This is a genomic window from Amycolatopsis sp. NPDC049688 (assembly GCF_040674975.1).
Classification (GTDB): domain Bacteria; phylum Actinomycetota; class Actinomycetes; order Mycobacteriales; family Pseudonocardiaceae; genus Amycolatopsis.
On record NZ_JBFANY010000006.1, the window covers coordinates 200,302 to 219,263 of the forward strand.

The window sequence follows — 18,962 nt, forward strand, 5'->3', positions numbered from 1 at the left end:
CCTCGTCACCGGGGCGGTCCCGGCGATCACGGTGCGTGTGCCTTCGACGATGGCAGGGGGCGAGCCGGCCGGGCCAGGCCGGAATCGCGGATCTGTGGACAACCGGGGTGCTGGGGACAACTCACCCACGGATCGCCGTGGGGAAGCCCGGATTGTCGGTGGGGTGTGCTACGGGCGGCGGACCCGCGGAAAAACACCGCGCCGGCTCACACTGAGCCGGCGCGGTGTGGTCGAAACCCGGGGTCAGCCCGAGAACGGACCGTCCTCGGGGAGGCGGAGGTCCGGCTTGTCCAGTTCCTCCACGTTGACGTCCTTGAACGTGATCACCCGGACGTGCTTGACGAAGCGGGCCGGGCGGTACATGTCCCAGACCCAGGCGTCCGACATGCGGACCTCGAAGTACACCTCGCCGCCGCCGTCGCGGACCTGGACGTCCACCGCGTTGGCCAGGTAGAACCGTCGCTCGGTCTCCACCACGTACGAAAACTGGCCGACTATGTCGCGGTACTCGCGGTACAGCGAGAGCTCCATCTCGGTCTCGTACTTCTCGAGATCCTCTGCGCTCATGAAATCCGCGCCCCTCCTCGGGATCGTGCTGGTGCTCCGCCGGCAGAGCGTTCATTGTGACCCACACCCGCGGCCGGGGCATGCAGCGGCAGGCTGAGTTGCGGTTCCAATGCCTCGTCGAGGACCGCCGCCAGGCTCGACGCACCGGGGGTCTCGATGGCCTTCTCCAGCGCCGCATACGTGAGCAGGACCGGCCGCGCCGGGCGCAGCCCGCGCTTGACCGCCACCGTCGCCACGTTCGTGTAAGACCAGCGGTGGACGTCGCTCGGGCCGTGCTCGCGCAGCGCCGCCAGGTGATCGGACGTGCTGTAACCCTTGTGCACGTCGAAGCCGTAGTGCGGGAGTTCCTCGTGGTAGCCCGCCATGATGCGGTCTCGCGTCACCTTCGCCAGCACCGACGCGGCCGCGATGCAGGCGACCGAACGGTCGCCCTTGATGACCGCCGCGTTCGGAGCCGTCAGGCCCGGGACGCGGAACCCGTCGGTGAGGATGTACCCCGGCTGCACGCGCAGCGCCGCCGCCGCGCGGCGCATGGCCTCCAGGTTCATCACCCGGATGCCGTAGAGGTCGACCTCTTCGGTCGGGACGACGATCACCGAGTAGTCGACGGCGCGGGCGAGGACCAGGTCGTAGACCCGGTCGCGCGCCTTGGCCGTCATCAGCTTCGAGTCCGTCAGCTCGGTCAGCTTCGCCGCGTCGCCCTGCTTGAGCACGCAGGCCGCGACCACCAGCGGCCCGGCGCACGCCCCGGCGCCGGCTTCGTCCACGCCGGCGACCGGACCGAGGCCACGGCGGTCGAGCGCGCCCTGCAGACCCCAGAAGAGGTCGCCGCGCACCACGGCTCGCGGTGGCCGGATCGGCTCGGCCGCCGTCAGGGGAACGGGAAGTGTCAAGGCTGGATCACCCGTCTGCCGGGAAAGGCTAGGGTTTCCGCCCGGCCGCCCGGCGCAGTCCGGACTTGAGCTTGCGCCCGAGGAACAGCGCCGGCCACGCCGCCGCAATACCGGCACCCAGCGGGAGCCCGCTCTGCCAGGCCGGCGCGCCCAGCGCCACCGGCTGCGCCGACGCCTGCGGGTTGTGGTCGGTGATCCCGCCCCACCGGCTCGGCGGCAGGACGATGATCCGCGCCTTGCCGATGATGTTGTCCACGGGGACCGCACCGTTCACGCCGCCGCCGCCCTGGAACCGGGAGTCGTCGGAGTTGTTGCGGTTGTCGCCCTGCACCCAGACCATCCCGGCCGGCACCTTGACCGGGTCGAAGGTCTTCTGCTCCTGGTTCGCCGGGTCTTCCCAGTGGATGTACGGCTCGTCGAGCGACTTGCCGTCCACGATCATCCGGCCCTGCGAGTCGCAGCACTGGACGGTCTGCCCGCCGACCGCGATCACCCGCTTGACGAAGTCGCGCTCGTCCGGCGGAGCGAACCCGACCAGCGAGCCGAGACCGCGCAGGCCCTGCACGATGATGTTGCTCGACTCCTGCGGCGCGATCTCGTTGTTGATCCACGCCTGCGGGCCCTTGAACACGATCACGTCACCCGGGGCGGGCTCGGTGAAGTCGTAGGTCACCCGGTCGACCAGGATCCGGTCTCCGGTGCACCCGGGACACCCGTGCAGGGTGGCCTCCATGGAGCCCGAAGGGATCATGAAGACCTTCGCGAGGAATGTCTGGATCAGGATCGTGAGCACCAGGGCGATCACGAGCAGGATCGGCAGTTCCTTCCAGAACGACCGTTTCTTGGCGGGCTTGGCTCGCCGCCGGCGGGATCCCCCGCGCTCCTCGGAGCGGGACAGCCTGGGCTTGTCCTCCTCGGAGCGGTCGGGGTCATCCTCGGGAGCGTTCTGGGACACGGGTTCGGCCACGTCGTCAGGCTACCGGTAACCGGGTGGTGACTCAGTTAGCCGAGGCCGTCTCGCGGTTCTCGCGGCGCTCCTTGATCTTGGCGGCCTTGCCGCGCAGGTCGCGGAGGTAGTACAGCTTCGCCCGGCGGACGTCACCGCGCTTGAAGACCTCGATCGAGGCGATGTTCGGCGAGTGCACCGGGAAGGTGCGCTCGACGCCGACGCCGAACGAAACCTTGCGCACGGTGAAGGTCTCCCGGATGCCACCGCCCTGACGGCGGATGACCACGCCCTGGAAGACCTGGTTGCGCTCGCGGTTGCCCTCGATGACGCGGACACTCACCTTGAGCGTGTCGCCCGGGCGGAAGTCCGGGATGTCGGAACGCAGCGACTGCTTGTCCAGCGCGTCCAGGGTGTTCATCGGTGGTCCGTCCTCGTCTTCGGTATGGCTTGCGTACAGATCCCGGGCGCGCAACGGTGCCGCTGCGGGCGACCCGGGGGGCTGATGGCGGGCTCGTGGACGAGGAGGTCCACTCACGCCAACCTGTCAAGTATTACAGACCGGGATCGGGCCGGGAGAACCGGCCCTCGGCCTGCCCGGGGTCCAAGCCCTCCAGGACCCCGCGGTCGTGCTTGTCGAGACTACCTTCCGGCAGCGCCGCCAGGAGATCGGGGCGGCGGCGGGCGGTGCGCTCGAGGGCCTGGTCACGCCGCCAGCGGTCGATCAGCGCGTGGTTGCCGGACCGCAGCACGTCCGGCACGGCGAGGTCCCGCCACACCTCCGGGCGCGTGTAGCTGGGCCCTTCGAGCAGGCCGTCGGAGAACGAGTCCTCGGCGGCCGAGCGCGCGTTGCCGAGCACCCCGGGCAGCAGCCGGACGACGGCCTCGACGATGACCAGCACCGCCGCCTCGCCGCCGACCAGGACGTAGTCGCCGATCGACACCTCGTCGACCGGCATCCGGCGGGCCGCGTCGTCGACGACCCGCTGGTCGATGCCCTCGTACCGGCCGCACGCGAACACGAGGTGCTTCTCCGACGCGTACTCGTGCGCCAGCTCCTGGGTGAACGGCCGCCCGGCCGGCGTCGGCACGACCAGCCGCGTCTCCGACGTGCAGACGTCGTCCAGGGCCGGGCCCCAGATCTGCGGTTTCATGACCATGCCGGGGCCACCGCCGTACGGCGCGTCGTCGACCGCGCGGTGCACGTCGTGGGTCCAGTCGCGCAGGTCGTGCACGCCGACCTCGATGAGGCCGCGGTCGATCGCCCGGCCCAGCAGCGCGGCGCGCAGCGGGTCGAGGTACTCGGGGAAGATCGTGACGACGTCGATCCGCATCTCAGGCGTCCAGGAGCCCTTCGGGCGGGTCGAGCACGACCCGGCCGCCGGCGACGTCCACCGTGGGGACGATCGCGCGGACGAACGGCACCAGCACTTCGCGGCCCTCGACGTCCAGCTCCAGCAGCTCACCCGCGGGCGAGTGGACGACCTCGACGACCTTGCCCACGACGGTGCCGTCGGCCAGCTCGGCGCGCAGGCCGGCCAGCTCGTGGTCGTAGAACTCGTCGGGGTCCGAAGTCGGCGGCAGGGTGTCGGTGTCGGCGAGCAGGAGCGCGCCCCGCAGCGTCTCGGCGACGTCGCGGGTCAGGACCTCCTCGAAACGCACCAGCAGCCGCCCGCTGTGTTCGCGGGCGGCTGCGATGGTGAGTTCCCTCTTGCTGCCGTCACGCAGCTTCGTCGTGACGGCCGCACCGATCTTGAACCGCTCTTCCGGCGAGTCCGTGCGCACGTCCACCGCGAGTTCCCCGCGGATACCGTGCGCCTTCGCGATGCGGCCGACTACGACGTCCATCCTGACCGTGCTTCCGAAAGGCTCAGCGGTCGGTGTCGACGACGTCAACGCGGACGCCGCGGCCACCGATGCCACCCATGACGGTGCGCAGGGCGGTCGCCGTGCGACCACCCCGGCCGATCACCTTGCCGAGGTCGTCGGGGTGCACGTGCACCTCGAGCGTGCGGCCACGGCGCGTGGTCAGCAGCTCGACCCGGACCTCGTCCGGGTTGTCGACGATCCCGCGCACCAGGTGCTCGAGGGAGTCCGCGAGGAAACTCACTCGGACTTCTCGCCCTCAGCGGCCTCCGCCTTCTCGGCCTCGGCCTTCTTCGGGGCGGACTTCTTCTTCGGCGTGGTGGCCTCGGTGGTGGGCTCCTCGCCGGCCGCGGCGAGCGCCGCGTTGAACAGGTCCTGCTTGGACGGCTTCGGCTCGGCCACCTTCAGGGTGCCCTCGGCGCCCGGCAGGCCCTTGAACTTCTGCCAGTCACCGGTGATCTCCAGCAGGCGCTGGACCGGCTCGGTCGGCTGCGCGCCGACACCCAGCCAGTACTGGGCGCGCTCGGAGACGACCTCGATCAGGCTCGGCTCTTCCTTCGGGTGGTACTTGCCGATCGTCTCGATGGCCTTGCCGTCCCGGCGGGTGCGCGCGTCGGCGACGATGATGCGGTAGTACGGCGCACGGATCTTGCCGAGGCGCTGCAGCTTGATCTTGACGGCCACGGGTGTGGGTTCTCCTCGAGTCTCTCTGGTGCTGGGCTGGGCGCACGCGGGCCGAGTGGGGACACGGACGCGGGCACCCGGAGGTCAGGAGCTTTCGCGCGGTGAGAGGGTCCGGCGGAAGCAGGCAGTGACCCATTCTGCCAGACGGCACCCGCGACCCCCGAAAGAGGCTCAGAAAGAGGCCACGCCGAGCGCCCCGAGCAGGATGGTCAGCGCCGGGAGGAAGTTGTTGACCTGGTGCGCGACGATGCTGCCCGGCAGGCGGCCGGTGACCAGCCGCACCAGGCCGATCGGCACGGCGATGACCAGCAGCAACGTCGTCCGCAGCGGCTCCAGGTGGCTGGCGGCGAACACCGCCGTGGACAGCAGGAAGGCCGCGACGCGGCCCCAGCGCTCGCTGCGCCACTGCAGCTGCTCGGCGGCGCCCCAGAGCAGGCCGCGGTAGATGATCTCCTCGCAGATCGGGCCGAGCAGCCAGAGGTAGACGAACATCACGACGGCGGCGGAGATCGACATCCGGCGGTCTTCGACCAGCGCGCTGATCGCCGACGTCGCGTTGGCGTCGCCGACCAGGTGCGTCCACAGGTAGGCGGCGATGGTGGTGAAGACGAGCCCGACGCAGCCGTACCGGAACCCCGTCTTCACGTCGGCCCAGCGCCACTCGAGCCGCAGATCGGCGATGGGCCCGTTGCCGCGCACGAAGGTGATCAGCACGGCCACGCCCGCCGCGATCATCGTCGGCAGCATGGTCCCGAGCAGCACGACGCGCATCGGCAGCGGACCGGGGCCGGTGTCGCCGACCAGGGCGGACACGAAGGCCGCGGACGCCAGCAGCACCGCTTCGACGAGCAGGAAGGCGCCGAAACCCCACCGGTGCCGCGGCGGGGGCGGCAGGAAGGCGGTCGCGGCGGGCTCCTCGGGCTCGGGGAACGGCGTCGGGTCGGCAGCCGGGTCCCGGGGCTGGGAAGTGGTCACGCCTTGCCCTCCGCGTCGCTCGGCTCCTGCGTCGAGCCTAGCCGCCGGGATGTGATCGCACAGTATCCGTCCAACTACTGTCCATCGAACTTCGCAACGGCTAATGCGCGACGAACAGCAGCACCGCAGGCGGCAGGTTGTTGGCGGCGTGGGCGATCACGCCCGCGCTGACCCGGCCGGACAGGTGCCGGGCCAGGCCGATCGCGAGGCCCTGGCCGAACAGGGCGATGGTGCGGGTCGGCTCGCCGTGCAGCTGGGCGAACACCAGCGAGGTGAGCACGAGCACGGCCCACGGCGGGATCCGGTGGAACGACAGCGCGTTCCACAGCGTGCCGCGGACCAGCAGTTCCTCGGTGATCGGGGCGCCGGCGATGACGATCACCGCGGCGAGCACCAGCCACACCGTGTCGCCGTCGAAGGTGTCGGCGAGGTCGGTCAGCGGGCTGTCGGAGACGTCGTCGGCGCCGTAGACCGCGATCAGCATCAGGTTGAGCAGGTAGCCGACGACCAGCGCGAGCACCCCGCAGGCGAGGCCGATCCGGACGTCGCGCCAGGTCGGCTTGAGCCCGAAGTCCGCGCGCAGGCCGTCGCCCCAGAGCCACGATCCCGCCGCCGGGCCGAGGCCGAGCAGCAGGTTGGGCACGAACGCCAGGAGCAGCAGCGGGCCGATGTCCCGCAGCTCCAGGGGGTCGAATTCGCCGACATTGCGGTTGACCGCGGCGGCGATGATCAGGTTGGTCAGGTAGTAGCCGGCGATCCCCGCGAAGAACGCCACGAAACACCAATGCGCCCCCAGCACGCGCCGTGCGCCGTCGTCGTCCGTCACGTCTCCCACGCTAAAGTGCCGACCCCGCAAGGAAATCAGCGGGGTCTAGGCGTACACGACCCCGCCGAGCACGATGTGCGAAGGATGCCGGAGGACGGCCAGGTCCTCGCGTGGGTCGCTGGGGTAGACGAGCAGGTCGGCGGGCGCGCCGTCGGCGATGCCGGGGTGGCCGAGCCAGTCGCGGGCGGCCCAGGACGCGCTCGCGAGGGCCGCTTCGCGGGTCATGCCGGCGCGGTGGAGGGCTTCGATCTCGTCGACGAGCCTGCCGTGCTCGACCATTCCGCCGGCATCGCTGCCCGCGAAGATGCGTACGCCCGCTTCGATGGCTGAAGCGACCATTTCGCCGACGCCGGCGTGCAACGCGCGCATGTGCGCGGCGTACGTCGGGTACTTGCCCGCCTTGTCCGCGATGCCCGGGAAGTTCTCGATGTTGATCAGCGTCGGTACGAGCGCGACGTCGTGGCGCGCCAGCTCGGCCAGCTGATCGGCGCTCAGGCCGGTGCCGTGCTCCAGGCAGTCGATGCCGGACGCGATCAGCCCGGGCAACGCCGCTTCGCCGAACACGTGCGCGGTGACGCGGGCGCCGTTCTCGTGCGCGACCTTCACGGCTTCGGCCAGGACGTCGTCCGGCCAGAGCGGCGCGAGGTCGCCTGCGCCGCGGTCGATCCAGTCGCCGACGAGCTTGACCCAGCCGTCGCCGTCACGCGCCTGCTCGGCTACCGCTTCCGGCAGCTGAGCGGGGTCGTCCAGCTCGATGCCCAGGCCCGGGATGTACCGCTTGGCCAGCGCGAGGTGCTGCCCGGCACGGATGATCGTCGGCAGGTCCGCCCGTTGCTGCAGGGGCCGGACGTCGATCGGCAGGCCACAGTCGCGGATGAGCAGCGTCCCGGCGTTCCGGTCGGCGATCGCCTGCTCGGTTGCCTCTTCGAGCGACACGGGGCCGCCGACGCCGATGCCCGGGTGACAGTGCGCGTCGACCAGGCCGGGCACGAGGAAGACGTCCCGGCCCAGCGTTTCGGCGTCCGGGACCGGCTCGAACGAGATCCGGCCGCCGGTGATCCACAGCTCCCCCGGCTCGCCGCCGGGCAGGACCACCCCGGCGGCGTGCAGTGCCTTCTCCACAGCGCGGCTCAATTGTCCTTGGGGTTCTTCGGGAGCTTGAACTTCGTCGGGTCGAAGCCCGGGACGTCGTTCATGCCGCCCAGCTGGGACAGGTCGGGCATGCCGCCCGGCATCTTCCCGCCCGGGGGCAGCATCGGCATGCCGCCGGGGAAGCCGCCGCGGACCTTGGGGGGCGTGGGACCGCGGCCCTTCTTGCCCTTCTTGCCCTTGCGGGACTTCGAGCCGCCGCCCCCGCCGAAGCCGAACCGGCCGGCCATCTGGGCCATCATCTTGCGGGCCTCGAAGAACCGGTTGACCAGGTCGTTGACCTCGCGGACGGTGACGCCCGAACCGTTGGCGATGCGCAGCCGCCGCGAGCCGTTGATCATCTTCGGGTCTTCGCGCTCGGCCGGGGTCATGCCGCGGATGATCGCCTGCAGCTTGTCCAGGTGCTTGTCGTCGACCTGGGCCAGCTGGTCCTTCATCTGGCCGGCGCCCGGGAGCATGCCGAGCAGGTTGCCGATCGGGCCCATCTTGCGGACGGCGAGCATCTGCTCGAGGAAGTCCTCCAGAGTGAGCTGGCCGCTCGACAGCTTCTCGGCGGCCTTCTCGGCCTGCTTCTGGTCGAAGGCCTGTTCGGCCTGCTCGATCAGGGTGAGCACGTCACCCATGCCGAGGATCCGCGACGCCATCCGGTCCGGGTGGAAGGTGTCGAAGTCTTCGAGCTTCTCGCCGTTGGAGGCGAAGAGGATCGGCTGGCCGGTGACCTCGCGGACGCTCAGCGCGGCACCACCGCGGGCGTCGCCGTCGAGCTTCGTGAGCACGACGCCGCTGAAGCCGACGCCGTCGCGGAACGCCTCGGCCGTGGTCACGGCGTCCTGGCCGATCATCGCGTCGACGACGAACAGGACCTCGTCCGGCTCGACCGCGTCGCGGATGTCGGCAGCCTGCTTCATCAGCTCTTCGTCGACACCCAGGCGGCCCGCGGTGTCGACCACCACGACGTCGTGCTGCGCGTGCTTGGCCTCGGCGATGGCGCGGCGGGCGACGTCGACCGGGTCGCCGACGCCGTTGCCCGGCTCGGGCGCGAAGGTGACGACGCCGGCGCGCTCGCCGACGACCTGCAGCTGCGTGACGGCGTTCGGGCGCTGGAGGTCGCAGGCGACCAGCATCGGCGCGTGGCCCTGCTTCTTCAGCCACAGCGCGAGCTTGCCGGCGAGGGTGGTCTTACCGGCACCTTGCAGACCCGCCAGCATGATCACCGTCGGCGGGGTCTTGGCCAGGTTGAGCCGGCGCGTCTCGCCGCCGAGGATCCCGACGAGCTCCTCGTTGACGATCTTGATGACCTGCTGCGCGGGGTTGAGCGCCTGGGAGACCTCGGCGCCCTTCGCCCGCTCCTTGATCCTCGCGATGAAGGTCTTGACCACGCCGAGGGCGACGTCGGCCTCCAGCAGCGCGATCCGGATCTCGCGCGCGGTGGCGTCGATGTCGGCGTCGGACAGCTTGCCCTTGCGCGTGAGCGTCTGCAGGGCGGCGGTGAGCCGATCGGAGAGGGTGTCGAACACGGGTGTGCACGCTCCAGCTGGGTCGATGGTGGCGCGCCGGACACAGCCGGCCTTGTCGAGGGTAGTCGCTCCGGCTGCCTCCCTCCGCGGGTGTGCGCCCAGTAGTACGCGTGAGTTAACTACCCTTCGACGCACTTTCGGGTGCATTGCCGAAAATCGGTGGTGCGTGGCGCGGATTTTGGTAAACATAGGTGCATGACCTCCGTCCCCGTGCTGCGCGAACCGGCCGCAGACATCGACGAGCCCGTCCCGCTGCGGCGGATCGCCGGGCTGTTCCGCCCGCACCGCGGTCCGCTCGGCGCGCTGTTCGCGCTGATCGTGGTGCAGGCCGGCCTCGGTGTCGTCTCGCCGTTCCTGCTGCGCGAGATCCTCGACGACGCCCTGCCGCACCGGGACACGCTGCTGATCAGCCTGCTGGCGGCCGGGATGATCGTCTGCTCGGTCGGCAGCGGCTCGCTCGGCGTCGCCACCACCGGGCTGTCCAACACCATCGGGCAACGGGTCATGAACGAGCTGCGCGTCTCGGTCTACGGCCACCTGCAGCGGATGTCACTCGGCTTCTTCACGCGGACGAAGAGCGGCGAAGTGCTCTCGCGGGTGTTCAACGACATCGGCGGGGTCGACAACGTGATCACCACGACCGCCGGGTCGATGGTGCAGAACGCGACCACGACGATCGCCATCGCCACCGCGCTGATCCTGCTCGACTGGCAGCTGGCGGCCCTTTCGCTGATCGTCGTGCCGTTGTTCCTGCTGTTCACGCTGCGGCTGGGCAAGAAGCGGCGGAACCTGGCCCGCGGCCGCACCCGCCGGATGGCGCGGCTGACGACGATGGTCGAGGAGTCCCTGTCGGTCACCGGGGTGCTGCTGGCCAAGACGATGGGGAACGAGCGGGCCATGCGCGAGCGGTTCGGGGCGGAGTCGCGGGAAATCGCGTCGCTGGAACGGGCCGCCGCGCTGGCCGGCCGCTGGCAGACGGCGTCACGGGCGATGAGCCTGAGCGTGATCCCGGCGCTGGTCTACTGGATCGCCGGGCTGGCGCTGGCGGGCGGCGCGTCGCCGATCTCGCTCGGCACCGTCGTGGCGTTCACCAGCATGCTCAACCGGCTGGTCGCGCCGGCGAGCGCGATGCAGTCGATCGGGCAGAACGTGGCGACGTCGAAAGCGCTGTTCGGCCGCATCTTCGAGGTCCTGGACCTGCCGGTGGAGATCACCGACAAGCCCGGTGCGCGCGAGCTGGAGGTGCGCCGCGGCGACATCGCGATGCGCGGCGTCTCGTTCCGCTACGACCAGGACGGCCCGCCGACCCTGCACGAGATCGACCTCGACGTCCCGGCCGGGACCACGACGGCGCTGGTCGGCTCGACCGGCTCGGGCAAGACGACGCTCGCCTACCTCGTCGCGCGGCTCTACGAGGTGAGCAGCGGTTCGGTGACGATCGACGGCACCGACGTCCGGGACGTCACCCTGGAATCGCTCGCGGCGGGTGTCGGGCTGGTGTCGCAGGAGACCTACCTCTTCCACGACACCGTGCGGGAGAACCTGCGTTTCGCCAAGCCGGACGCGACGGACGACGAGATCGAGCGGGCGGCGAAGGCGGCGCACATCCACGACACGCTGGCCGGCCTGCCCGAGGGGTACGACACGGTCGTCGGCCAGCGCGGCTACCGGTTCTCCGGCGGCGAGAAGCAGCGGATGGCGATCGCGCGGATCCTGCTGCGCAACCCGCCGGTGCTCATCCTCGACGAGGCGACCAGCGCGCTCGACACCCGCACCGAACGCTCGGTGCAGGCCGAGCTCGACCGGCTCGCCGCGGGCCGCACGACGCTGACGATCGCGCACCGGCTGTCCACAGTGGAACACGCGGACCAGATCGTGGTACTGCACGAAGGGAGGATCGCCGAACGAGGAACGCACGAAGAGCTGCTGACGCGCGGCGGGCGTTATGCCCGGTTGGTGCGGGGAACCCTCTAACCTGGGGCCATGCAGCCCGACACGATCCCCGCGGACACCGAACTCGCCGACCTGGCCCGGCGCGTGCGCGAAGGCGTGGGACGGCTGAACTGGCGGATGCGCGCCGAGGCGGACCAGGGCAACCCCGGACCGGCGGTGCTGGCGGTGCTGAGCCGGCTCTACCGCGCGGGCACGCAGACGCCGACCGAGCTGGCCGAGGCGGAACGGCTGCAGCCGCAGTCGCTCACCCGGATCATGGCGGCGCTGACGATCCGCGGGTGGATCGACCGGCTGCCCGATCCCGACGACGGGCGCCGGGCGCGGATCAGCATCACCGCGGACGGGCTTGCCGTGCTGCGCCAATACAGCAGCCAGCGCGAACGGTGGCTGGCGGCGGCGCTCGAGTCGACGCTGTCGCCGACCGAGCGGCAGCTGCTGCGGCTGGCGGCCGACCTGCTGATCCGGGTCGCAGACGCCTGATCCGCCCGAGCCGGCCGGTGGGCTCGTAGCCGACGTCCTGGCCCTGGGCGCGGACGCCTGCGCGCACCTCGAGCCGACGCCCGGCGGCGGGCTCCGAGCCAGCCCTCCTGAGCCGGGCGTATCCGTCCGCGCCCGAATCGGGGCTGGTCAGCGCCGGCCGCTGCCCCCGGAGTCGCCTACCTTGGAGCGCGTGAATTCATCCCCACCCCCGGGCGCAGACGCCTGAAAGCTGCCGTGGAGACCCCTCGATCCCTCCACGGCAGCCTTCGGACACCCCCTTGCCCACACCGCCTCCCCCGCGGTGCGAGACGGGTTCCGAAACGGGCCGCTCCTCCTCCGGCCCGCCCCGGAACCCTGGTGCCCGGACGGCTCACCTCCCCAGGGGCCGTCCGGACTTCCTTGCTGGCCGGTGGTCCGGTACCCGCCGGCAGGACAAAGTCTGCCGCGCCGGGGTCGGCGGGTTGAGTGTGAGAACCCTCAATTACCCGTGGGTAGTAATACTCAGCCGGAGGTCTTCGTGCCCCTGCGCGTCGCAGCCCGCTTCGCCGTCGTACGCGCCTTCGCCGCCCTCGACGCTGCGGCCTTCGCCTTCGCGACGGCCGCGTTGCGCGCGCCCTCCGCTTCGGCGGCGCTCTCCTGCAGCGCCACCAGCAGCCGGGTGACACCCTCGGCCTGCTCCGCGGCCGTCGGCTGGACGACTTCGGCGCCGTCGATCTTCGCCTGGACCAACGCCTGGAACGCTTCGCGGTAACGGTCGGGGTAGCTACCCGGGTCGAACTCGCCCGTCAGCTCCTCGACCAGGTTCACCGCGCGCCGCAGCTCGCCGGGGCGGATGTCGACGTCCGCGTGGCGGAAGGGGAAGTCGGGCTCGCGTACCTCGTCCGGCCAGCGCATCGTCTCGAGCACGATGACCTGGTCGCGCACGCGCAGGGCGCCGAGCGTCTCGCGGCGGCGCAGCGCGACCGTGACCAGCGCGATCCGGCCCGACTGCTGGAGGGCTTCGCTGAACAGCACGTACGGCTTCGTGCCCGCCGGCTCCGGCTCGAGGTAGTAGCTCTTCGCGAACCAGATCGGGTCGACGTCGGCGAGCGGGGCGAACCCGCGGATGGCGATCGTGCGGCCCGGCATCGGGAGGGACGCCAGCTCGTGGTCGGACAGCAGGACGACGTCGCCGCCGGGGACCGGGTAGCCGCGGACCATCTCTTCGGGCGGCACCTCGGCGCCGTCGACCTCGCAGACCCGCTTGACCCGGACGCGGCCGCCGTCGGCTTCGTGCACCTGATGCAGCGGGAGTTCCCGCTCTTCGGTGGCGCTGTACGCCTTCACCGGAACGGCGTAACTGCCGAACCCGATCGTGCCCGTCCACACCGCACGCATGCGAACCACCTCCGCAGCTCCCAGGCTAGACAGCCACCTGCGGGGCTCGACAGCTACAAACGGGTGTCAGGCGCGACGGCCTCGCTCACACATTCGAACGACGGCGTGACTTCATCCAGGGCCTCCGCGGAACAGCGGGAGGCGATGGCCGCCGCGCGGAGCACCTCGGTGACCACCTCGACGTCCAGGGGCGGGGCCGCGGCGAGTGCGGCCGAACCGCCTTCGACGCGGGCGGCGAGGCCGGCGAGCGCGTGGGAAATGGCCTCCTGGCCGGCCACCAGCTGGGCGACGACGTCGGTGAGTTCGCCGGTCGTGGCGCCCGGGCCGCCGCAGCGCAGGCCAGCGGCGAGTTCTTCGGCGCAGGTGCGCAGGTGGGTGGCGACAACCGTCGGCGGCAGCGTCAGCCGATCTTGCATCGATCACCCCTCGGGCCGGTCAGAGCAGCCATAGTGCCACCGCACGCGCCGTCACCGGATCCGACACACCGCCGCTCACATATTTGACCGATCGTTCTCGATGACACTAGGGTTTCGATCATGTCCCGGGTCAAGGAGTTCGACGTCGGCGAAGCCTGCGACGGCGCCCTCACACTCTTCCGGCGCCAGGGGTACGAGGCGACGTCGGTGAGCGATCTCGTCACGCATCTCGGCGTCGCCAAGGCCAGCCTGTACGCCACCTTCGGCACGAAGCACGACCTCTACGTCACGGCGTTGAAGCGCTACGCGGAGCAGGCCGACGCCAGGGTGATGTCCCAGTTGTCGGAGCCGGGTTCCGGCGTGGCCGCGGTGCGCCGGCTCTTCGACGGCTATGTGGCGGAAATCCTCGGCGACGAGGCGAAAATGGGCTGCTTCGTCGTCAACGCGGCGATCGAACTGCTCCCCCACGACCCCGATGTCGCCCGGCTGGTGGAACGCAGCTGGGACACCCTCGAGGTCGCCCTCACCATGGCGCTGGAACGCGCGCGGGCGCAGGGCGAACTCCCCGGCGGAAGCGACCCGGCGACGCTGGCGCGGTTCCTGCTCACCGTGCTCCAGGGACTGCGCGTCCTCGGCAAGGGCGCGGACGCGGAGAGCCGGGTACACGCGGCCGTCTCGCAAGCTCTACGACTCATTCAAGACTGATCGGACCAGAACGGGAGTACACGATGGGGGCACGTTTCGCGGGCAAGGTCGTCCTGGTGACGGGCGGCGGCTCGGGTATCGGACGGGCGACGGCACGGGCGTTCGCGGCCGAAGGCGCGACCGTGGTCGTCGCGGGCCGCGACGAGCAGCGCTTGGCGTCCGCGGTCGGGGAAATCGGCGGCGACGCGAGCGCGGTGACCGTCGACGTGACCGACTCCGGGGACGTGGCGCGGATGGTCGAGACGGTCGTCGCGCGGCACGGCCGGCTCGACGTCGCGTTCAACAACGCGGGCATCCTGGGGTCGCCGGCGCCGGTCGCGGACCTCGACGAGGACGGCTTCGGCGCCGTGCTGGACACGAACGTCACCGGAACGTGGCTGTGCCTGAAGCACGAGGTCGCGCACATGCGGGTGCACGGCGGCGGCGCGATCGTCAACATGGCGTCGAACATCGGCGCGCACGGCAGGCTGCCGAACATGGCCGCCTACGCGGCGTCGAAGGCCGCGGTGAGCGCGCTGACCAGGACGGCGGCGCGCGACCACATCGGCGACGGGGTCCGCATCAACGCGGTCAGCCCGGGTGCGACCGACACGGACATGTCCCGCCGCCCCGGCGAGACGGACGCGGACCGCGCCGCGCGGCTGAAGGACGCGATCCCGCTGGGCCGGGTGGGCGCCACGGCCGAAGTGGCCGCCGCGGTGCTGTGGCTGGCTTCGGACGAGGCGGCGTTCACCGTGGGGCACGACCTGGTGGTCGACGGCGGCGCGACCGCCTGAGCGGCCCACCCGGACGCGGTGACCGTTCACGACTCACGGTTGCGCATGGCGGCATTCCTCTCTTCGGCTGGGACGGGCTGGGGGCGGCGGACCTTCAGGACTCGCGGTTGCGCACGACGGCTCTCCTTCCGGGCGCGGTGACGGGAACGCGGCGGCTCAGGACTCGCGGTCGCGCATGGCAGCTCTCCTTCCGGACGCAGGGGTCGACGGCCTCGGGCTCACGACTCGCGGTTACGCACAGCGCTCTCCTCTCGGACGCGGTGGCGGGGGTTGCAGCGACTTCAGGACTCGCGGTTACGCACGACGGCTCTCCTTCTCGGGGGGCTGACAGGGGTCGGAGCAGCTCAGGACTCGCGATTACGCACGACGAGCCTCCTTCCCAGCGCAGTGACGGGGGGCGCAGCAGCTCAGGACTCACGGTTACGCACGGCAGCCTCCTTCCCAGCGCGATGACAGGGGGTCGCGGCAACTCAGGACTCGCGGTTACGCACAGCAGCACTCCTTCCGGACGCAGGGATCGACGGCCGGGGATTCAGGACTCGCGATTGCGCACGACAGCGCTCCTCTCGAAGGCGGTGACAAAGGGCTCGAGGCTCAGGACTCGCGGTTGCGCATGGCGGCCTCCCTCCGGCGGTTCGCGCGGACATCGGAACTCAGGGGGCCTCAGGATTCGCGGTTGCGCACGGCGGCAGCCTCCCTTCACTGCTCCGAACGTGTGGCAATCGTCGATCGCGGCCGTCCGGTGTGGTGGGGTGGTTGTGGATCGTCGGATCACCCCCAGGGGAGTTGCACCGCCTTGAGTATGGACGGCGCCCGTCCGGCCGAACGCCACCCGGCCCGGATCCGAGGGGCGCTGAACCCTGCTCTCTGGACGCTCTGGCGACAGCGGCGGTCGCTCGTCTTCTACTGCTTCCTCGTCGAGTCGGTCGCGGTCGTCGCCACCGTCTGGACCGCCGTCGTGGTGCCCGTGCGGACCTGGGACCTCGTCGTCTTCGGGGTGCTCGCCGGGCTCGGCGTGCTGCAGGCCGAGCTGGGGCGGCAGGTCGAGCGCGTCCGGCGGCTGGTTTCCGACACCCCGCACATCAACCTGACGTCGGTCTGGACGTTCGCCGGCGTGCTGCTCCTGCCGCCGGCGCTCGGGGCCGCCCTCGTCGTCGTCCTGTACGTGCACCTCGGGACGCGCAGCCTGGCGCGGATCAAGCGCGTCCCGCCGTTCCGGATCGCGCTGAACGCGACGCTGGTCGTCGTCACCTGCTACTCCGCCGACTTCGTGCTCGCGTGGCTCGGGGTCGGCGACATGTCCGCCGCGCTGACGGCGGGCTGGCGCGGCGTCACCGCGATCGCGCTCGCGGCCGGCACGTACTTCCTGGTCGCGGCGATCACGATCATCCCGGCGCTGACCATCACCACCCGCTCGGTGAAGGCGTTCTTCGGCGGCCTCGGCGACAACCTCCTCGAAGTCGCGACGCTCTGCCTGGGCATGCTCACGGCGTTGACGCTGGCGACGCTGCCCGCGCTGGCCGTCGCGATCGTGCCGCCGCTGCTGGTGCTGCACCGGGCGGTGCTGATCAAGCAGCTGGAGATCGCCGCGACGACCGACGAGAAGACCGGCCTGTTCAACACGACCGGCTGGCACCTGCTCGCCTCCCGCGAGCTGGCCAGGGCGCAGCGCAGCACGCGGAGCACGTTCGGCGTCCTGATGATCGACCTGGACCACTTCAAGCTGATCAACGACCAGCACGGCCACCTGGCGGGCGACACGGTCCTGCGCGCGGTCGCGGCGACGATCAAGAGCGCGGTCCGCGACTACGACTCGGTCGGCCGCTTCGGCGGCGAGGAGTTCGTGGTCCTCCTCCCGGACATCGGCCCGGCGGCGGTCCTGGCGGTGGCCGAGCGCATCCGGTCGGCGATCGAAGCGCTGAAGGTCGAGTACGAGGACGGCACCGACATCCGGATGATCGCGAACCTGTCGGCCTCGATCGGCGTGGCGACCTACCCGGACGGCGGAACGGCCGTCGACCGCCTGCTGCAGGCCGCGGACAAGGCCCTGTACCGAGCCAAGGACGCGGGCCGCAACCAGGTGGTCGACGGCACGGCGACCGCCTAGGAGGCCGCTGCCTCCAGCCGCCAGAGGCTGCCGAGCACCTTCAGCAGGGTTTCCTGGCGCTCCTCGAGGACGGCCGGGGTCCAGACGTCGCTCGCGGCCACCTGGGAAGTCAGCACGAACGGCGCCCAGCTGGTCTTCTCGAAGTACTTGGTTTTCTTCGCCTCGAACTCGAGGTTGCTCGCTTGAGAGTTCTTCCTCCTCGAGAGCAGGACCAAGTTCGCCAGCCGATGCACCCAGTAGGCCCGCTCCTGCGCGGTGAACGCCGTGGTCCACCCACTGCCCGCTGCCGGGTTCTGCGGCAGGACGTGCTCGACGCTGATCGACGGGTAATCGTCGTAGCTCGCCCCGCCGTCCGACAACGCCGAGTCCAGACGTTGCAGCACGTAAAGCCGGACGCGAAGCACCGTGTAGATCTCGGCGTCCAGCTTGCCGAGAGTCTCGTTCTGCTCGGCGGCGGACAGTTGCAGCGGCGACTCCGCCGAGTAGAGATCGCGGTCGTTCTCCATCCAGTCGAGCACGCGTCCGTAGCGCTCGATCCGGCGGGTGATGTCCACACGGCGGATGAGCATGCTGGCGGCGAGCCGTTCGAGGTCGGTCAGGAACCGGAGAAGAGACGCCGAATCGGCCGTCGGACGGCTGAAGTAGCTGATTGCCGGCGGGATCCAGTCCGTGTTGCCCAGCTGGTTCAGCCAGCCCAGCAGCCGGTTGATCGCTTTGGCGTCCGGTCCCCCGGCATAGCCGGCCCGCGTGACCACCTCGAAGGCATCCGAGAAGGGGACGAGCACGTCGTCGATGAACTTCTTGCCGTCAGGAACCGCTTGCAGCACAGAGGCCCGGAACTCCTTGAGGATCGACTCCCGGGCTTTGGTCTTCGCATACACCATCCGGATGTGGGAGAAGAGGTCGCCGAAGCCGTCGCGTCGGAGATCGTTCTCCTCCTGCTCCCACTTGGTGGTGTAAGCGTCCTTGTCGGCTTCCGGGATCTTGCCGATGATCTCCGACTTCAGGATGTCGGTGTGGGTGAGATCCAGGCCGCGTTCGTTCAGGACCGAGAAGATCCGGTAAGCGGACTCGAAGTCGGCGGTCGTCACGACAACGAGGTAAGTGTTGCCGTAGATGAACGAGACCAGGCGCTCGCGGTCTGTGCCCGACAAGGCGCCCACTCGTGACTTGAGCAGGAGCGCGTTCTCGACCATCCGGAGCTGACTGTCGAGGGTCACGTTCTGAAGAGCCGGCAACTCGTCGTTGCCCGAGCGCTCCTGGATGTACTTCTCGAAGAACCCCTGGTCCTGGTCCCGCAGCCGGAGCCGCGGCTGGTCGGCGGTGCCCTTGACCGGGTCGCCCTCTTGAAAGATGCGTTTCTCGAGCGATGCGGCGAAGCCCGGCGAGACGTATGCGCGGAGGACGGCGAGGAGAATCGTCAAAGTGGTGAGGCGTTGTTGCCCGTCGACCACCTCGGACAGCGGTTGCTTCTCCGCCTTGACGAGGACGATGCTCCCCAAGAAGTAGGGATCCGATTCCGCGATCGAGTCCTTCGCCCGGGAGGCGGCGAGGAGGTCGTCGAACATCTCCCCGGCCTGCTCCGTCGTCCAGGCGTAGGGACGCTGGTAAGGAGGGATGGTGAACTGGTAGGTGTCGTCGAAGATCTCCTCGACGGCGTGCTCTGCTGCTTGGATTTTGGTCCCGGCCATGCGCATGAACTCGGCGCAAGAGGATCACTTGTTA

Annotated in this window: 20 protein-coding genes; 5 read left to right on the forward strand and 15 right to left on the reverse strand. The window is 70.3% G+C overall.

Annotation, left to right across the window (positions count from 1 at the left end):
* Positions 1–243 precede the first annotated feature (243 nt).
* The 12 genes from AB0J55_RS22100 to ffh form a co-directional block, all read right to left on the reverse strand.
* Positions 244–567, reverse strand: a complete 324-nt coding sequence (locus AB0J55_RS22100) for a DUF2469 domain-containing protein (protein WP_003096226.1) — start codon at positions 565–567, stop codon at positions 244–246.
* Positions 564–1,406 (reverse strand): ribonuclease HII, encoded by an 843-nt coding sequence (locus AB0J55_RS22105; RefSeq protein ID WP_364251934.1) that lies wholly within the window; start codon positions 1,404–1,406, stop codon positions 564–566. The genes AB0J55_RS22100 and AB0J55_RS22105 overlap by 4 nt, the downstream gene beginning before the upstream one ends.
* 82 nt (positions 1,407–1,488) lie before the next feature.
* Complete coding sequence (lepB, locus tag AB0J55_RS22110) at positions 1,489–2,427, reverse strand: signal peptidase I (protein WP_364251318.1); 939 nt, start codon at positions 2,425–2,427, stop codon at positions 1,489–1,491.
* Positions 2,428–2,458: 31 nt separating this feature from the next.
* Positions 2,459–2,827: a 50S ribosomal protein L19 gene (gene rplS / locus AB0J55_RS22115; protein ID WP_072480952.1), complete on the reverse strand. Its 369-nt coding sequence runs from the start codon at positions 2,825–2,827 to the stop codon at positions 2,459–2,461.
* Positions 2,828–2,960: 133 nt separating this feature from the next.
* Positions 2,961–3,740, reverse strand: coding sequence for a tRNA (guanosine(37)-N1)-methyltransferase TrmD (gene trmD, locus AB0J55_RS22120; RefSeq protein WP_364251321.1), 780 nt, complete (start codon positions 3,738–3,740; stop codon positions 2,961–2,963).
* Position 3,741: 1 nt separating this feature from the next.
* On the reverse strand, positions 3,742–4,254 hold the full coding sequence (gene rimM / locus AB0J55_RS22125) for a ribosome maturation factor RimM (RefSeq protein WP_364251324.1): 513 nt from the start codon (positions 4,252–4,254) through the stop codon (positions 3,742–3,744).
* Positions 4,255–4,276: 22 nt separating this feature from the next.
* Complete coding sequence (locus AB0J55_RS22130; RefSeq protein WP_003103110.1) at positions 4,277–4,516, reverse strand: RNA-binding protein; 240 nt, start codon at positions 4,514–4,516, stop codon at positions 4,277–4,279.
* Positions 4,513–4,956, reverse strand: a complete 444-nt coding sequence (gene rpsP / locus AB0J55_RS22135; protein WP_191310269.1) for a 30S ribosomal protein S16 — start codon at positions 4,954–4,956, stop codon at positions 4,513–4,515. Before rpsP ends, AB0J55_RS22130 begins: the two co-directional genes overlap by 4 nt.
* A gap of 171 nt (positions 4,957–5,127) precedes the next feature.
* Entirely contained in the window at positions 5,128–5,931 is an 804-nt protein-coding gene (locus AB0J55_RS22140) for a type II CAAX endopeptidase family protein (protein WP_364251327.1), read from the reverse strand.
* Positions 5,932–6,031: 100 nt separating this feature from the next.
* Entirely contained in the window at positions 6,032–6,757 is a 726-nt protein-coding gene (locus tag AB0J55_RS22145; RefSeq protein ID WP_364251330.1) for a type II CAAX endopeptidase family protein, read from the reverse strand.
* 45 nt (positions 6,758–6,802) lie between these two features.
* Positions 6,803–7,879 carry an amidohydrolase family protein gene (locus AB0J55_RS22150; protein WP_364251937.1) on the reverse strand — a complete coding sequence of 359 codons (1,077 nt, stop codon included), beginning with the start codon at positions 7,877–7,879 and terminating at the stop codon, positions 6,803–6,805.
* 8 nt (positions 7,880–7,887) lie between these two features.
* Positions 7,888–9,423, reverse strand: a complete 1,536-nt coding sequence (ffh, locus tag AB0J55_RS22155) for a signal recognition particle protein (protein ID WP_364251333.1) — start codon at positions 9,421–9,423, stop codon at positions 7,888–7,890.
* 195 nt (positions 9,424–9,618) lie between these two features.
* Between ffh and AB0J55_RS22160 the strand changes: the two genes are divergently transcribed.
* Together AB0J55_RS22160 and AB0J55_RS22165 are read left to right on the forward strand one after the other, a co-directional pair.
* Positions 9,619–11,397, forward strand: a complete 1,779-nt coding sequence (locus tag AB0J55_RS22160) for an ABC transporter ATP-binding protein (protein WP_364251335.1) — start codon at positions 9,619–9,621, stop codon at positions 11,395–11,397.
* 9 nt (positions 11,398–11,406) lie between these two features.
* On the forward strand, positions 11,407–11,856 hold the full coding sequence (locus AB0J55_RS22165; protein ID WP_364251338.1) for a MarR family transcriptional regulator: 450 nt from the start codon (positions 11,407–11,409) through the stop codon (positions 11,854–11,856).
* A gap of 501 nt (positions 11,857–12,357) precedes the next feature.
* Here AB0J55_RS22165 and AB0J55_RS22170 read toward each other — a convergent pair.
* A complete protein-coding gene (locus AB0J55_RS22170; RefSeq protein ID WP_364251341.1) occupies positions 12,358–13,233 on the reverse strand; it encodes a Ku protein in 876 nt (291 codons plus the stop codon).
* Between the two features lie 53 nt (positions 13,234–13,286).
* Entirely contained in the window at positions 13,287–13,649 is a 363-nt protein-coding gene (locus tag AB0J55_RS22175) for a hypothetical protein (RefSeq protein WP_103350112.1), read from the reverse strand.
* Positions 13,650–13,769: 120 nt separating this feature from the next.
* Here AB0J55_RS22175 and AB0J55_RS22180 point away from each other — a divergent pair, with 120 nt between their 5' ends.
* The 3 genes from AB0J55_RS22180 to AB0J55_RS22190 all read left to right on the forward strand — a co-directional run bounded on the left by AB0J55_RS22180 (position 13,770) and on the right by AB0J55_RS22190 (position 17,237).
* Positions 13,770–14,354 carry a TetR/AcrR family transcriptional regulator gene (locus tag AB0J55_RS22180; protein WP_364251344.1) on the forward strand — a complete coding sequence of 195 codons (585 nt, stop codon included), beginning with the start codon at positions 13,770–13,772 and terminating at the stop codon, positions 14,352–14,354.
* A 23-nt stretch (positions 14,355–14,377) separates the two neighbouring features.
* Positions 14,378–15,130 (forward strand): glucose 1-dehydrogenase, encoded by a 753-nt coding sequence (locus tag AB0J55_RS22185; RefSeq protein ID WP_364251347.1) that lies wholly within the window; start codon positions 14,378–14,380, stop codon positions 15,128–15,130.
* A gap of 802 nt (positions 15,131–15,932) precedes the next feature.
* Complete coding sequence (locus AB0J55_RS22190; protein WP_364251350.1) at positions 15,933–17,237, forward strand: GGDEF domain-containing protein; 1,305 nt, start codon at positions 15,933–15,935, stop codon at positions 17,235–17,237.
* Here the strand turns inward: AB0J55_RS22190 and AB0J55_RS22195 are convergent.
* On the reverse strand, positions 17,234–18,928 hold the full coding sequence (locus AB0J55_RS22195) for a DUF262 domain-containing HNH endonuclease family protein (protein WP_364251353.1): 1,695 nt from the start codon (positions 18,926–18,928) through the stop codon (positions 17,234–17,236). The two genes, AB0J55_RS22190 and AB0J55_RS22195, sit on opposite strands and share 4 nt — an antisense overlap.
* Between the last annotated feature and the right edge of the window lie 34 nt (positions 18,929–18,962).

What these genes read in the sequence shown, in the direction of transcription:
- AB0J55_RS22170 (WP_364251341.1), bottom strand. Translation starts at nt 13,233, where the DNA reads ATGCGTGCGGTGTGGACGGGCACGATCGGGTTCGGCAGTTACGCCGTT.
- AB0J55_RS22190 (WP_364251350.1), top strand. Translation starts at nt 15,933, where the DNA reads ATGGACGGCGCCCGTCCGGCCGAACGCCACCCGGCCCGGATCCGAGGG.
- AB0J55_RS22165 (WP_364251338.1), top strand. Translation starts at nt 11,407, where the DNA reads ATGCAGCCCGACACGATCCCCGCGGACACCGAACTCGCCGACCTGGCC.
- AB0J55_RS22100 (WP_003096226.1), bottom strand. Translation starts at nt 567, where the DNA reads ATGAGCGCAGAGGATCTCGAGAAGTACGAGACCGAGATGGAGCTCTCG.
- AB0J55_RS22185 (WP_364251347.1), top strand. Translation starts at nt 14,378, where the DNA reads ATGGGGGCACGTTTCGCGGGCAAGGTCGTCCTGGTGACGGGCGGCGGC.
- AB0J55_RS22160 (WP_364251335.1), top strand. Translation starts at nt 9,619, where the DNA reads ATGACCTCCGTCCCCGTGCTGCGCGAACCGGCCGCAGACATCGACGAG.
- trmD (WP_364251321.1), bottom strand. Translation starts at nt 3,740, where the DNA reads ATGCGGATCGACGTCGTCACGATCTTCCCCGAGTACCTCGACCCGCTG.
- AB0J55_RS22180 (WP_364251344.1), top strand. Translation starts at nt 13,770, where the DNA reads ATGTCCCGGGTCAAGGAGTTCGACGTCGGCGAAGCCTGCGACGGCGCC.
- rplS (WP_072480952.1), bottom strand. Translation starts at nt 2,827, where the DNA reads ATGAACACCCTGGACGCGCTGGACAAGCAGTCGCTGCGTTCCGACATC.
- rimM (WP_364251324.1), bottom strand. Translation starts at nt 4,254, where the DNA reads ATGGACGTCGTAGTCGGCCGCATCGCGAAGGCGCACGGTATCCGCGGG.
- AB0J55_RS22195 (WP_364251353.1), bottom strand. Translation starts at nt 18,928, where the DNA reads ATGGCCGGGACCAAAATCCAAGCAGCAGAGCACGCCGTCGAGGAGATC.
- AB0J55_RS22175 (WP_103350112.1), bottom strand. Translation starts at nt 13,649, where the DNA reads ATGCAAGATCGGCTGACGCTGCCGCCGACGGTTGTCGCCACCCACCTG.